At 67.3% G+C, this 13,673-nt stretch carries 11 protein-coding genes; 4 read left to right on the forward strand and 7 right to left on the reverse strand.

Translation table 11 applies throughout. The features are described from left to right. Positions 1-3 precede the first annotated feature (3 nt). From JLK41_RS02875 to JLK41_RS02890, 4 genes are all read left to right on the forward strand, one after another. Positions 4-1,386: a PIG-L deacetylase family protein gene (locus JLK41_RS02875; RefSeq protein WP_210390305.1), complete on the forward strand. Its 1,383-nt coding sequence runs from the start codon at positions 4-6 to the stop codon at positions 1,384-1,386. A gap of 61 nt (positions 1,387-1,447) precedes the next feature. After that, entirely contained in the window at positions 1,448-2,869 is a 1,422-nt protein-coding gene (gene hldE / locus JLK41_RS02880; protein WP_037054889.1) for a bifunctional D-glycero-beta-D-manno-heptose-7-phosphate kinase/D-glycero-beta-D-manno-heptose 1-phosphate adenylyltransferase HldE, read from the forward strand. A gap of 143 nt (positions 2,870-3,012) precedes the next feature. After that, complete coding sequence (locus JLK41_RS02885) at positions 3,013-4,293, forward strand: acyl-CoA dehydrogenase family protein (RefSeq protein WP_037054887.1); 1,281 nt, start codon at positions 3,013-3,015, stop codon at positions 4,291-4,293. A gap of 13 nt (positions 4,294-4,306) precedes the next feature. Beyond that, entirely contained in the window at positions 4,307-5,518 is a 1,212-nt protein-coding gene (locus JLK41_RS02890) for an acyl-CoA dehydrogenase family protein (protein ID WP_210390306.1), read from the forward strand. Positions 5,519-5,562: 44 nt separating this feature from the next. Here JLK41_RS02890 and JLK41_RS02895 read toward each other — a convergent pair whose 3' ends face one another. From JLK41_RS02895 to cpdA, 7 genes are all read right to left on the reverse strand, one after another. Then, positions 5,563-6,282, reverse strand: a complete 720-nt coding sequence (locus JLK41_RS02895; RefSeq protein WP_037054883.1) for a PqiC family protein — start codon at positions 6,280-6,282, stop codon at positions 5,563-5,565. 172 nt (positions 6,283-6,454) lie between these two features. After that, the gene (parC, locus tag JLK41_RS02900; protein WP_037054881.1) at positions 6,455-8,704 is read right to left on the reverse strand and encodes a DNA topoisomerase IV subunit A; all 2,250 of its coding nucleotides are present in this window, start codon (positions 8,702-8,704) and stop codon (positions 6,455-6,457) included. 7 nt (positions 8,705-8,711) lie between these two features. Next, positions 8,712-9,236 (reverse strand): retropepsin-like aspartic protease family protein, encoded by a 525-nt coding sequence (locus JLK41_RS02905; protein WP_047591108.1) that lies wholly within the window; start codon positions 9,234-9,236, stop codon positions 8,712-8,714. Next, complete coding sequence (locus tag JLK41_RS02910; protein ID WP_179553318.1) at positions 9,233-10,216, reverse strand: esterase-like activity of phytase family protein; 984 nt, start codon at positions 10,214-10,216, stop codon at positions 9,233-9,235. Before JLK41_RS02910 ends, JLK41_RS02905 begins: the two co-directional genes overlap by 4 nt. Then, positions 10,216-12,114 (reverse strand): DNA topoisomerase IV subunit B, encoded by a 1,899-nt coding sequence (parE, locus tag JLK41_RS02915; RefSeq protein ID WP_037054875.1) that lies wholly within the window; start codon positions 12,112-12,114, stop codon positions 10,216-10,218. The genes JLK41_RS02910 and parE overlap by 1 nt, the downstream gene beginning before the upstream one ends. A gap of 15 nt (positions 12,115-12,129) precedes the next feature. Then, the gene (locus JLK41_RS02920) at positions 12,130-12,741 is read right to left on the reverse strand and encodes a YqiA/YcfP family alpha/beta fold hydrolase (RefSeq protein WP_152487756.1); all 612 of its coding nucleotides are present in this window, start codon (positions 12,739-12,741) and stop codon (positions 12,130-12,132) included. Positions 12,742-12,845: 104 nt separating this feature from the next. Next, complete coding sequence (gene cpdA / locus JLK41_RS02925; protein WP_210390307.1) at positions 12,846-13,661, reverse strand: 3',5'-cyclic-AMP phosphodiesterase; 816 nt, start codon at positions 13,659-13,661, stop codon at positions 12,846-12,848. Between the last annotated feature and the right edge of the window lie 12 nt (positions 13,662-13,673).

Consider the following 13,673-nt stretch of genomic DNA (forward strand, 5'->3'; position numbering starts at 1 on the left):
GCGATGAACGGACGCAAGCAACAACTGCTCAAACGCCACCGACGCAACAAGCGCTTGGCCCTGCTGCTGGCCCTGCTGGCGCTGGCGCTGCTGGGCGTCTTCGTCGCCTGGTGGCTGCCGCCACTGCTCATGGTGCTGGGCTGGATCGCGCATGAGGCCTGGTTCGCCGATCATCTGTTCTATTCGCCGCGCGATGACTACCAGTATGACTTCCCGGCCGATTGCGTCAGTGTGCCGGTGCGTATCGAGCAGGGTGCGTTGCAGGTCGAGGCCGATCTCGCGGGTTACGACACCCTGCTGCTCGAACTGCGCCTGCAGGCGACCTGGCTCGGGCGCTGGCTCGATCCCCACGTGCGGATCGGCGATGACCGCCAGGACTTCGAGCGCGGCGTGGCGGGGCGGCGCTACCTCAACCTGTCCGGGCAACAGGCGCATGGGCTGAGCATCGTCCCGCGCTTCTGTCGCATCGACGGCGGGCTGCGCCTGCATGCCATGCGCAATCCCGACTTCGCCGCGCAGCGCATGCTGATCATCGCGCCGCATGCCGACGACGCTGAACTGGCGGCCTTCGGTCAGTACAGCCGCTCGTCCGAGACGGCCATCGTCACCCTGACTCAGGGCGAGATCGAGGCGCAGGGCTATCAGCGCCTGGGTCTGGACCAGGCCGCTGCGGCCCGCCTGAAGGGCCGCCTGCGTGCCTGGGACAGCCTGGCCGCGCCACTCTGGGGCGGCGTGGCGCAGGCGCGCTGCGTCCAGCTTGGCTACTACTGCCTGCAACTGCCCGCCATGGCCGAGCAGCCGCAGACGCCGTTCGCCTCGCGCGAGTCCGGCGAATGCGACGTGCGCAGCGTGCGCCGGCACAATCCGTTGTCTCTGCCCGCCGATGCCGACGGCCAGCCGACCTGGGACAACCTGATCGCCGATCTGGCCGCCGTGATCGAGCATTACCGCCCCGAGGTGCTGCTGACCCCGCACCCGGAGCTGGACCCGCATCACGATCACGTCGCCAGCACGCGCGCCGTGCTCGAGGCCTGCGCGCAGACTCGCTGGCAGCCGCAGACCCTGCTGCTGTACGCCAACCACCTGCATGACAACGACCGCTGGCCGATGGGCCCGGCGGGCATGGGCGTTCCCCTGCCGCCGGCGATCAGTGCGCTGCCGGCCGATCGCCTGTGGAGCCCGTCGCTCGATGCCGAGCGGCAGCTGGACAAGGCCATGGCGCTGGCCCTGCAGCATGACCTGCAGGGCGCGCTGCCACTGAAGAAACGCCTGCGCCGCCTGATCCAGCGGCTGCTGGCTGGGCGTCGCTGGCCCGCCACGGGCGAGGACGAGTTCTTCCGCAAGGCGGTGCGCCGGCACGAGCTGTTCTGGGTACGCCAGCGCTGAGTCGTACCCCGAGTTGGTCATGCTATGATTTTTCCCGTTTTTCTCCCCTTCTGGAGCCGCAATGAAACTGACCATGCCCCGCTATGACCAAGCCGCCGTTCTGGTGGTGGGCGACGTGATGCTCGATCGCTACTGGCATGGCGGTACCTCACGGATCTCTCCGGAGGCGCCGGTGCCGGTGGTGCGGGTCGACCAGATCGAGGATCGTCCCGGTGGCGCTGCCAACGTCGCCCTGAATATCGCGGCGCTCGGTTCGCGTGCCCTGCTGGTCGGCGTGACCGGCGTGGACGAAGCCGCCGACAGCCTCAGCGACAGCCTGCGTGGGGTGGGCGTGGAAACCCACTTCCAGCGTCTCGACAAGCAGCCGACCATCGTCAAGTTGCGGGTGATGAGCCGCCACCAGCAACTGCTGCGCATGGATTTCGAGGAGCCTTTCGATACCGACAGCGCGGCACTGGCCCGTGAGGTCGAGCAGTTGCTCGCCGGGGTCAAGGTGCTGGTGCTTTCCGATTACGGCAAGGGCGCGCTGCAGAATCATCAGGCGCTGATCCAGCTGGCGCGTGCCCGCGGCATCGCGGTGCTGGCCGACCCCAAGGGCAAGGATTTCTCCATCTACCGCGGCGCCAGCCTGATCACCCCCAACCTGCACGAGTTCGAGACCATCGTCGGCGGCTGCGTCGACGAGGCCGAGCTGGTCAGCAAGGGCGCCAGGCTGATGCGCGAGCTGGAACTGGGCGCCCTGCTGGTGACCCGTGGCGAGCATGGCATGACCCTGCTGCGCCCGGAGCATGCGCCGCTGCACCTGCCGGCGCGTGCCCGCGAAGTGTTCGACGTGACCGGCGCGGGTGACACCGTGATCTCCACCCTGGCGGCGTCCATCGCCGCCGGCGAGGAGCTGCCGAATGCCGTGGCCCTGGCCAATCTCGCAGCGGGCATCGTCGTCGGCAAGCTGGGTACGGCGGCGATCAGCGCTCCGGAATTGCGCCGCGCGGTCCAGCGCGAGGAAGGTTCCGAGCGCGGCGTGCTGAGCCTGGACCAGCTGCTCATCGCCATCGAGGACGCGCGTGCCCATGGCGAGAGGATCGTCTTCACCAACGGCTGCTTCGACATCCTCCATGCCGGCCACGTGACCTACCTGGAGCAGGCGCGCGCGCAGGGCGACCGGCTGATCGTGGCGATCAATGACGACGCCTCGGTCAGTCGCCTGAAAGGCCCGGGCCGGCCGATCAACGCCGTCGACCGTCGCATGGCGGTGCTCGCCGGCCTCGGTGCGGTGGACTGGGTGGTGAGCTTCAGCGAGGACACCCCGGAGCGCCTGCTCAAGCAGGTGCAGCCGGACGTGCTGGTCAAGGGCGGCGACTATGGCGTCGACCAGGTGGTGGGCGCCGACATCGTCCAGGCCTATGGCGGCGAGGTCCGTGTCCTCGGCCTGGTGGAGAACAGCTCCACCACGGCCATCGTCGAGAAGATCCGCAACAAGTGATGCGGGCAGTGGGCCTGGCGCCAGCCATGCCCACGCTGCTGCGGGCTTGACCCGACTGCCGTATGCTCGCGGCTTGAGGGTCATAGTCGCTCGCCAGCGGCCGGCGCATCATCGGTGGCATCACCCGCGTGGAGCGAGATGCCATGAAAGTCGATGTACAGGGCCAGGCCCTGAGCGTGCTGAGCAAGGTGGCGCAGGCCGACTGGCCGGACCGCCTGAACTTGCGCAAACCCTTCGAGAAGTTCATCTACAGCGGCAGTCGCGCCAGCTTTCGCCTGGTCGCCCAGCGTGCGTCCGGCAAGCCGCGTATCGAACGCCCGCAGGGCGACGACCTGTTCGACCTGACACTCTCCGATGATCAGCAGATGCTGGTGGACATGCTCCAGGGCTTCGCGCTGGACGTGTTGCGCCCGGCGGCGCACGAGGCCGATGGCGCAGGGCGCGTGCCGGCGGCGCTGCTGAACCAGGCCCGCGAGCTGGGGCTGGTGCACTACGGGGTCAGTGAAGCGCAGGGCGGCCTGGCCGGCGAGCGCACCGTGCTGAGCAACGCGCTGATCGCCGAGAGCCTGGCCCAGGGCGACTTCTCGCTGGCGGCCACGCTGCTGGGGCCGTTGTCAGCGGCCAACTGCATTCGCCGTTGGGGCTCCCCAGAGCAGCAGGCCGAGTGGTTGCCCGCCTTCGTCAGCGACGAAGGGGCTCCGCTGCATGCCCTGGCGGTGAGCGAAGCGGCCGTCCTGGCGGACCCGCAAGCGCCTGCGACCCGCGCCCGGCGACGTGGCAAGCATTACCTGCTCGATGGCGAGAAGGTGCTGGTGCTTGGCGGCATGTCCGCCAGTCGCCTGCTGGTGACGGCACAGGCCAGCGACGGAGCGGCGTTGTTCCTCGTCGACGCGGCCAGCAAGGGCATCACGCGGCAGGCCGATCCGGCCATGGGGCTCAAGGCCTGCGAACTGGCGCGTATCCAGTTCAAGTCGGTCAAGGTGCCCGCCGGGCAGCGCCTGGCGGCGGACGATTTCGATTTTCGCGCCTTTCTCGATTACTCGGCGCTGGCCTTCTGTGCCCTGGCGGTGGGCACCGCGCAGGCCGCGCTGGACTACGTGGTGCCTTACTGCAACGAGCGGCAGGCCTTCGGTGAACCGATCAGTCATCGCCAGGGCGTGGCCTTCATGATCGCCGAGATGGCCATCGAACTCGAATCCATGCGCCTGATGCTGTGGCGCGCCTGTGCGCTGGCCGAGAGCGGCAGGCCGTTTCACCGCGAAGCCTATCTGGCTCACCTGCTCTGTACCGAGAAGGCGATGAAGATCGGTTGCGATGCGGTGCAGTTGCTCGGCGGTCACGGTTTCACCCAGGAGCACCCGGTCGAGCGCTGGTACCGCGACCTGCGCAGCCTGGCGGTGCTCGCCGGTGGTCTTCATCTCTGACAGGTAGCTCATCATGAATCTGGAAACCCCGAAGAAGTTCGCCGGCCTGCAGCGCCAGGCCCATCAGGTCGCGGCCCGCTATCTGCGGCCGATCTCGCGCAAGTACGACAAGGCCGAGCATGCCTATCCGAAGGAGCTGGACATGTTGGCTGCGCTGCTCGACGGCATGAACGAGGGCTCGCCCGATGCCGTCGGTGCCGGCTCGGCGAGCAAGCGTGGCGCGGCGCGTGAGCAGCAGGAGGGCGTCAAGAATGGCGGCAACATGGCCGCGCTGCTGGGCGTGATGGAGCTGTGCTGGGGCGATGTCGGCCTGCTCCTGGCCATGCCGCGTCAGGGGCTGGGCAACGCCGCCATCGCCGCGGTCGCCAATGACGAGCAGCTGGCCCGCCTGGGCAGGACCTGGGCCGCGATGGCCATCACCGAGCCGGGCTGTGGCTCGGACTCCGCAGCGATTCGCGCCACTGCCGTGAAGGACGGTGATCATTATGTGATCAATGGCGAGAAGATCTTCGTCACCTCCGGCGAGCGTGCCGATGCCGTGGTGGTCTGGGCCAGTCTCGATCGCAGTCTGGGACGAGCGGCGATCAAGTCGTTCGTGGTGGAGAAGGGCACGCCCGGCATGACGGTGATGCGTCTGGAGAAGAAGCTTGGCATCAAGGCCTCGGACACGGCATCGATCAGTTTCACTGACTGCCGCGTGCCAGCGGCCAACCTGCTGGGCAACGCGGAGGTCGATGTGCAGAAGGGCTTCGCCGGGGTCATGGAAACCTTCGACAATACCCGGCCGCTGGTCGCGGGAATGGCGGTCGGTGTGGCCAAGGCCGCGCTCGACCGCACCCGTGAGCTGCTGCGCGAGGCCGGTTGTCGCCTGGACCATGCCCGGCCGCTGCTCAGCGTCAGCCATGCCGAAGCGACGCTCTACCGCCTGGAAGCCGAATGGGAGGCTGCGCGTCTGCTGACGCTCAAGGCGGCCTGGATGGCCGACAACAAGCTGCCCAACTCCAGAGAGGCGTCGATGGCCAAGGCCAAGGCCGGGCGCGTTGCCAGCGAGGTGACGCTCAAGTGCGTCGAACTGGCGGGCGCCAGCGGTTATGCCGAGGATGAGCTGCTGGAGAAGTGGGCGCGGGATTCGAAGATCCTCGATATCTTCGAGGGCACCCAGCAGATCCAGTTGCTGATCGTCGCCAGGCGCCTGCTGGGCAAGAGCTCCAGCGAGCTGAAATAGCGCGGAGACTCCATGAAAAAAGCCCGCATCTGCGGGCTTTTTGCTTAGAAACGGAAGACTTCCGTATCGATCTTGATCGGCTCGGCCACCGGGATCTTCGGCCCGGCGGGCTCTTCCGGCTTGGCCTTGGCGACGGGCGGCTTGCGGCGCGGCGGCTCCGGCGTCGGGTCCTCGGCGATGGCGATCGGCTGGATGGCGACGGCCAGCTCGCTGGCCAGGCGCTGCACCAGCGTGCTCTGCGCCTTTACCTGTTCGGCCAGCGTGCCGCTGTGAGCTTCTTCCAGGCGGATCAGGCGGCTGTCGCGCAGTTGCCCGCGACGGTCGAGCAGGCGCCACTGGGCCTCCAGCACGGCCGGTTGAGTGGGGCCGGAGTCGAGGCGGGTAATGGTCAGCATGACCTGGGCATCGGCACTGAAGCCCGGTGCCGCAGGGGCCAGAACCAGGCGCTGGCTATCCAGGCGCCAGGCCAGCTGACGCAGCATCTGCTGGTCGATGTCGTTGGCCAGGCCGCTGGCCCAGCGAGCGTTCTGCGCCGCCACCAGGCTGCCGTCGGCCTGGCGTTGCAGCAGGTTCTGCTGGCGCAGGTAGTCGGCCACGCTGATCGGGCCGACCAGGACCGTGACACCGTTGTCCTTGGTCGGCGTCTCGGCGCTGCCACTGTCCAGTTGATAGAGCGGTACGGGCTTCTGCTGCAGCAGGCTGCAACCACTGAGCGTGAGCAGCGTCATCAGAAGCACGGCCAGGGGGCGTACTACAGTCATCATTCGTTCCCGGCAGCCGCTTCTGGGGCAGCTGCACATCGATCCCATATCATGCAGGTGAGGTCATTTGCGCATGACCCAGGGCGCGTATCATCCGTCAAACCGCGCTACGACTCCAGCCTTGGCCGCTTGCCGGTAGCGCGGATATCACGAATGGACGGCATGTCTGCCGACGCTATTCCACCAGGAGCTGGTCGACGCGCTGGAAGCCGCGAGGCAGCTTGTTGCCACGGCGGCCGCGCTCACCCTTGTAGTGTTCCAGATCGTCGGCTTTGAGTGTCAGGGTACGCTTCCCGGCCTGTAAAACCAAACTGGCGCCATTGGGCAGGACGGCCAGATCGGTCAGGTACTCCTCGCGTGAGGCCACGCGCTCGCCGGGGATACCGATGATCTTGTTGCCCTTGCCTTTGCCCAGTTGCGGCAGGTCGGTAACCTTGAACAGCAGCAGGCGACCCTCGGTCGTCACCGCGGCCAGCCAGTCGTCCTCCAGGCTCGTCACCGGCTTGGGCGGCACCACCCTGGCGCCATTGGGCAGGGTCAACAGGGCCTTGCCGGCCTTGTTCTTGGCCTGCAGGTCCTCGCCCTTGACCACGAAGCCGTAGCCGGCATCGGAGGCGATCACGTACAGGGCGCTGTCTTCCGGCAGCATCACGCATTCGAAGCTGGCGCCCGGTGGCGGGGTCAGGCGGCCGGTCAGCGGTTCGCCCTGGCCACGCGCCGAGGGCAGCGAATGGGCGGTCAGCGAGTAGCTGCGCCCGGTGGAGTCGATGAACACCGCGTACTGGTTGGAGCGCCCCGGTGCGGCGGCCTTGAAGCCGTCGCCGGCCTTGTAGGAGAGGCCGGTGGCATCGATGTCGTGCCCCTTGGCGCAACGCACCCAGCCTTTTTCCGAGAGCACCACGGTGACCGGTTCGGTCGGCATCAGCTCGGTTTCCGACAGGGCCTTGGCCTCGGCGCGCGCGACGATCGGCGAGCGGCGGTCGTCGCCGTACTTCTCGGCGTCCTCGATGATTTCCTTGCGCACCAGCTTCTTCAGCTTGGCTTCGCTGCCGAGCAGGGCCAGCAGCTTCTCGCGCTCCTTGGCCAGTTCGTCCTGCTCGCCGCGGATCTTCATTTCTTCCAGGCGGGCCAGTTGGCGCAGGCGGGTGTCGAGGATGTAGTCGGCCTGCACGTCGGTGAGGCCGAAAGTCTCCATCAGCACCGGCTTGGGATGGTCCTCGGTGCGGATGATACGGATCACTTCGTCGAGGTTGAGGAAGGCGATCAGCAAGCCTTCCAACAGATGCAGGCGCTTCTCTACCTTGTCCAGGCGGAACTGCAGGCGGCGACGCACGGTGCCGACCCGGTATTCCAGCCATTCGCGCAGCAGGGTGCGCAGGTCCTTGACCTGCGGCTTGCCGTCGAGGCCGATGACGTTGGTGTTGACCCGGTAGCTGGACTCCAGGTCGGTGGTGGCGAACAGGTGGGTCATCAGCTCGTCGACGTCGACGCGGTTGGAGCGCGGGATGATGACGATGCGGGTCGGGTTCTCGTGGTCCGACTCGTCGCGCAGGTCGGCGACCATCGGCAGCTTCTTGGCCTGCATCTGCGCGGCGATCTGCTCCAGTACTTTGGAGCCGGAGACCTGGTGCGGCAGGGCGGTGACGACGATGTCGCCGTCCTCGACGCGATACACGGCGCGCATGCGCACCGAGCCGCGCCCGTTCTCGTAGATCTTCAGCAGGTCGGCCTTGGGCGTGATGACTTCCGCTTCGGTGGGGAAGTCCGGGCCCTGGATGTGCTCGCAGAGCTGCTCGACGGTCGCGCCCGGCTCGTCCAGCAGGCGTACGCAGGCGGCGGCGACTTCCCGCAGGTTGTGCGGCGGCACGTCGGTGGCCATGCCCACGGCGATACCGGTGGTGCCGTTGAGCAGCAGGTTGGGCAGGCGTGCCGGCAGTGTCGCCGGCTCGTTGAGGGTGCCGTCGAAGTTCGGTACCCAGTCGACGGTGCCCTGGCCAAGCTCGGCCAGCAGCACTTCCGAGTAGCGTGACAGGCGCGCCTCGGTGTAGCGCATGGCGGCGAAGGACTTGGGATCGTCCGGCGCACCCCAGTTGCCCTGGCCGTCGACCAGAGTGTAGCGGTAGCTGAACGGCTGCGCCATCAGCACCATGGCTTCGTAGCAGGCACTGTCGCCGTGCGGGTGGAACTTGCCGAGCACGTCACCGACGGTCCGCGCGGATTTCTTGTGCTTGGCGTCTGCGTCCAGGCCCAGTTCGCTCATGGCATAGACGATACGCCGCTGTACGGGCTTGAGGCCGTCGCCGATGTGCGGCAGGGCGCGGTCCATGATCACGTACATGGAGTAGTTGAGATAGGCCTGCTCGGTGAAGTCGGCGAGTGACCGACGTTCCACGCCTTCCAGGCTCAAATCGAGGGATTCGCTCATGCGGGCCTCATTGCAAGGTTGATTGGCGCAGCACCAGGGTGCCGCCCTTCTGACTGAATTCGAGTTGCTGCAGCGCGCTCATGCCCAGCAGTACTTCGTCGCCGTCCATGCCGGGGGCGATCAGGGCCGCGACGTCGCGCAGTTCGATGTCGCCCAGGCGCAGGGTCGCCAGGCGTGTGCGATGGCCCGTGCTGCGGCCATTGGCGGTACTCAGGGTGATCGGCGCGCCGCGCTGCAGGCCGAGCTTGCGCGCCAGGGCTTCGGGGACGGCCACGGCGGTGGCGCCGGTGTCGAGCAGGAAGGTCACTTCCTGGCCGTCGATCTCGCCGTTCACCAGGTAGTGGCCCTGGCGACTGCTGGCCAGGCTGACCTCGACGAAGCCGTTGCCGTGCACGGACTGTGGCGTCTGGTTCGGGTTGCGCTGGCTGTCTTCCCAGTTGCCGAAGAAGTGCGTGGCCAGCAGCAGGCCGGCGCCCCAGGCGAGCACCAGCATGACCCGTCCGGCGCGGCGGCCAGGCGCCTGCTCGCTCACGAGCGCCGGCTCCAGCCGCCCCTGGGCGCGGCAAAGCGCCAGACGATCGGGCGTTGCTCGCCATCGCCACGGGGCTGTTCGCCATTGTCGAGGCCGATCCAGGCGCCTTCCTTGTCGATCCACAGGGCTTCGGCCATGCCGTAGTCCTGGGCGTAGCGACGGGGCTCGCGCAAGGCCTCGTCGGCGAACGACCAGCACAGCTCCGCCACGCCGTCACCCAGCGCGCGCCGACAGATGCGGTGGGACTGCCGCTCGAGGGTGAAGAGTTTCTCGCCGAAGTAGGCCAGCCCGGAGAAGTCGCGTGCGGCCATCTGCCCACCCAGGGCGGCTGGCGAGGGCTCGTCGCCGCCTTCGCTGGTCAGCACGCAGCCTCCCGTGCAACGCCAGCTGCTGCCACGCCGATGCAGCACGGCCAGGCCCCGACGGCGCTGTTCGGCAGCGAGCCACAGGCGTTCACCGGCAGGGTCGACGGCAATGCCCTCGAAGCCCTGGTTGAAATGCAGCAGCATGCCGCTGGCGCGGGCCTGGCGGACCACGGCGCCGGGCAGGTTGAGCCACTCGGTGCTGCCATTGCTGGCGACCTGCAGCACGGCGGCGCGGGTCTCGCTGATCAGGTAGCGATTGCCCTGCGTGTCGCAGGACAGGCCTTCGAAGTCCAGCTTGCCGCCGCGTACCAGCCCGGCCGCCCAGTTGCGCATGCGCAGGCCCCAGGGCAGGGTGCTTTCCGGCGGTTCGGGGGCGACGAAGGTCTCCGCCTCGGCACGCAGCAGGTCATCCTCCTGGTGCAGCTGGTAGAGGCGATCGTCGTCACGATCGGACACCGCCCACAGGGCTTCACCGCACATCGCCAGGCCGGACAGGTGGCCGCTGGGCATCTGGGTTACCGGGAACTCGCGCTGCAGCTGCAGCTCTTCCAGCTGCACCGGCTCGGCGTTGGCCACGCCGGCCAACAGACCGAGTGCGAGGAGGTGATGGCGCATCAAGCCAGAACCTCGGCCAGGTTGCCCTTGGTTTCCAGCCAGCTCTTGCGGTCGCCGGCGCGTTTCTTGGCCAGGAGCATGTCCATCACTTCGCGGGTGCCTTCGAAGTCGTCCAGGGTCAGCTGCACCAGACGCCGGGTGTTCGGGTCCATGGTGGTTTCGCGCAGCTGGGGCGGGTTCATCTCACCGAGGCCCTTGAAGCGCGTGACCTGTGGCTTGCCGCGGCGCTTCTCGGCCACCAGGCGGTCGAGAATGCCGTCGCGCTCGGCGTCGTCCAGGGCGTAGAAGATCTCCTTGCCCAGGTCGATGCGGTACAGCGGCGGCATGGCGACGTAGACATGGCCGGCATCGACCAGCGTACGGAAGTGGCGCACGAACAGGGCGCAAAGCAGGGTGGCGATGTGCAGGCCGTCGGAGTCGGCGTCGGCGAGGATGCAGATCTTGCCGTAGCGCAGGCCGGAGAGATCGCTCGAGCCCGGATCGATACCGATGGCCACGGCGATGTCATGCACTTCCTGCGAGGCCAGCACCTCGCTGCCATCGACTTCCCAAGTGTTCAGGATCTTGCCGCGCAGCGGCATGATGGCCTGGAATTCCTTGTCGCGCGCCTGCTTGGCGCTGCCGCCGGCGGAGTCACCCTCGACCAGGAACAGTTCGCAGCGCAGCGGGTTCTGCCCGGCGCAGTCAGCCAGTTTGCCAGGCAGTGCCGGGCCCTGAGTGATCTTCTTGCGTTCGACCTTCTTGCCCGCCTTGAGACGTCGGCCGGCATTGCTGATGGCCAGTTCGGCCAGGGCCAGGCCGGTTTCCGGGTTGGCGTTGAGCCACAGGCTGAAAGCGTCCTTGACCACGCCGGAGACGAAGGCGGCGGCCTCGCGGGAGGACAGGCGCTCCTTGGTCTGGCCGGAGAACTGGGCGTCCTGCATCTTCATCGAGAGGACGAAGGCGATGCGTTCCCAGACGTCTTCCGGGGCCAGCTTGACGCCGCGCGGCAGCAGGTTGCGGAACTCGCAGAACTCGCGCATGGCGTCCAGCAGGCCCTGGCGCAAGCCATTGACGTGGGTGCCGCCCTGCGCGGTGGGGATCAGGTTGACGTAGCTTTCCTGCACGGCGTCGCCGCCTTCCGGCAGCCACAGCAGGGCCCAGTCCACCGCTTCCTTGTTACCGGCCAGCGTGCCGCAGAAGGGCTCGGCGGGCAGGCGTTCGAACTCGCTGACGGCATCGACCAGGTAGGAGCGCAGGCCGTCCTCGTAGTGCCACTCGACCTTGTCGCCGGCGGCCTTGTCCTCGAAGGTGACGGACAGCCCCGGGCACAGCACGGCCTTGGCCTTGAGCACGTGCTTGAGGCGGCTGACCGAGAACTTGAAGGAGTCGAAGTACTTGGCGTCCGGCCAGAAGTGCACGCTGGTGCCGGTGTTGCGCTTGCCGACGCTGCCGATCACCTGCAGGTCGCTGGCCTTGAAACCGTCGGCGAAGCTCATCTGGTACTCGCTACCGTCACGCTTGACGGTCACCACCACGCGCGTCGACAGGGCGTTGACCACGCTGATGCCGACGCCGTGCAGACCACCGGAGAACTGGTAGTTCTTGTTGCTGAACTTGCCGCCGGCGTGCAGCTTGGTGAGGATCAGCTCGACGCCGGGAACGCCTTCTTCCGGGTGGATGTCCACCGGCATGCCGCGGCCGTCGTCGAGCACTTCCAGCGAGTTGTCCTCGTGCAGGATCACCTGGATCGACTTGGCGTGACCGGCCAAGGCTTCGTCGACGCTGTTGTCGATCACTTCCTGGGCGAGGTGGTTGGGGCGCGTGGTGTCGGTGTACATGCCCGGGCGCTTGCGCACCGGGTCGAGGCCGGAAAGGACTTCGATGGCATCGGCGTTATAGGCGTTCTGCTGGGCCATGGGCTCTCTTGTTCATCAATTGAATGCGGAAAAGTCGATATCGCGCCAGAGTGTGGCGTCAATGCCGGCAAAAGCGAAGAGTATCGGAAGACGCTCGGCGAATCCCTGGAAACCGTGGTCGCCACCGGCCTGGATGCGCAGCGCGCCGGCACGGTAGTAACGCTCGGCGTCGCGGTAGTCGAGGGTTTCGTCGGCGGTCTGCAGCCACACCTGATAGCGCTCGGCATCGACGGGGGGCGCGACCTCGAACTCGGCCAGCGCCGCGACGTGATCCTCGGTGAGTTCCCAGGTCTCGTCGCTGTAGTAGTTCTTCTGCGGGCCGAGGTAGCCGTCGAAGCGCAGGTGAGGCCGTACCGCCGGGTTGATCAGCAGTGCCTTGAGGCCATGCTGCTCGGCCAGGCAGGTGGCGTAGTAGCCACCCAGGGAGCTGCCCACCAGCACGGGGGCGCCCAGTTCGGCGACGAGCGCCTGCAACTGGGCCATGGCCTGGCGCGGGTGATGATGCAGCGCCGGCACGCGCAGCCGGTCGGCCAGGCCCAGGCGGGCCATGGCGCGACTCAGCTGGCTGGCCTTGTGCGAGGCCGGTGAGCTGTTCAGGCCGTGGATATAGAGGATGGATGCAGTCATGGAGCGGGAGGCTACTACAAAAAGCGGTTACAAGCTGCAAGCTGCAGGCTGCAAGAAAAAGCCGGGCGGTGGCCGTTGGGCTGCACATCTCGCTTGCCGCTGGTTCAATAGCCCTTGACGCTGTAATCCACTTCGAAGTGGATGCCGGTGACGCGGGATATCCCGGTGTCCAGCGTGCCATCGGCGTGCAGGCGCAGCCAGCGATAGCCGGGGGCCTCGCTGCCGACCTGGAACTCCTCGCTGCCGGGGGCGAACTGCACGCAGGTCGACGGCGAGGCGAGCAGGCGCAGGTTGCCGCGCGGCTGGTCGAATTCCTGGTGGATATGCCCCCAGAGCACGGCGCGCGCCTGTGGGTGGCGGTCGAGGATGGCGAACAGCGCATCGGGATTGCGCAGGCCGATGGGGTCCATCCATTTGCAGCCGATGGCCACCGGGTGGTGGTGCAGGCAGATCAGGTGGTGGCGTTGCGGCGCTTCGTCGAGGGCGCGCTGCAGCAGTTCGAGCTGGCTGTCGGCCAGAAAACCGGGAACGGCGCCGGGGATCGACGAGTCGAGCATGATGACGCGCCAGGCGCCGAGGTCGATCACCGGTTGCAGCAGCTCGCTGTCCTTGCACACGGCCTGCATGGGCGGGGTTTCGTCATGGTTGCCGGCCAGCCAGCGGCACGGCGCGCCGATCGCTGCGGTGAGCTGCCGGAAACGCTCGTAGGATGCCACGCTGCCGTCCTGCGACAGGTCGCCGGTGGCCAGGATCAGGTCGATCTGTGGCTGCTCCTGCTGCACCTGCTCGATCACGCGTTGCAAGCTGTCGCAGGTATCCATGCCCAGCAGCTTGCCGTCCGCTTCGGCGAACAGGTGACTGTCGGACAGCTGCACCAGCAGGACCGAAGAATCAGCGGATGGGATGGGCAGGCTCGGCAAGACCGTCTCCTA

The sequence above is a fragment of the Ectopseudomonas khazarica genome, assembly GCF_017915135.1.
Taxonomy (GTDB): Bacteria; Pseudomonadota; Gammaproteobacteria; order Pseudomonadales; family Pseudomonadaceae; genus Aquipseudomonas; species Aquipseudomonas khazarica.

Bases quoted from the DNA above. Each gene is read 5' to 3' on its own strand.
- JLK41_RS02875 (WP_210390305.1), top strand. From the start codon at position 4: ATGAACGGACGCAAGCAACAACTGCTCAAACGCCACCGACGCAACAAG.
- hldE (WP_037054889.1), top strand. From the start codon at position 1,448: ATGAAACTGACCATGCCCCGCTATGACCAAGCCGCCGTTCTGGTGGTG.
- JLK41_RS02885 (WP_037054887.1), top strand. From the start codon at position 3,013: ATGAAAGTCGATGTACAGGGCCAGGCCCTGAGCGTGCTGAGCAAGGTG.
- JLK41_RS02890 (WP_210390306.1), top strand. From the start codon at position 4,307: ATGAATCTGGAAACCCCGAAGAAGTTCGCCGGCCTGCAGCGCCAGGCC.
- JLK41_RS02895 (WP_037054883.1), bottom strand. From the start codon at position 6,282: ATGATGACTGTAGTACGCCCCCTGGCCGTGCTTCTGATGACGCTGCTC.
- parC (WP_037054881.1), bottom strand. From the start codon at position 8,704: ATGAGCGAATCCCTCGATTTGAGCCTGGAAGGCGTGGAACGTCGGTCA.
- JLK41_RS02910 (WP_179553318.1), bottom strand. From the start codon at position 10,216: ATGCGCCATCACCTCCTCGCACTCGGTCTGTTGGCCGGCGTGGCCAAC.
- parE (WP_037054875.1), bottom strand. From the start codon at position 12,114: ATGGCCCAGCAGAACGCCTATAACGCCGATGCCATCGAAGTCCTTTCC.
- JLK41_RS02920 (WP_152487756.1), bottom strand. From the start codon at position 12,741: ATGACTGCATCCATCCTCTATATCCACGGCCTGAACAGCTCACCGGCC.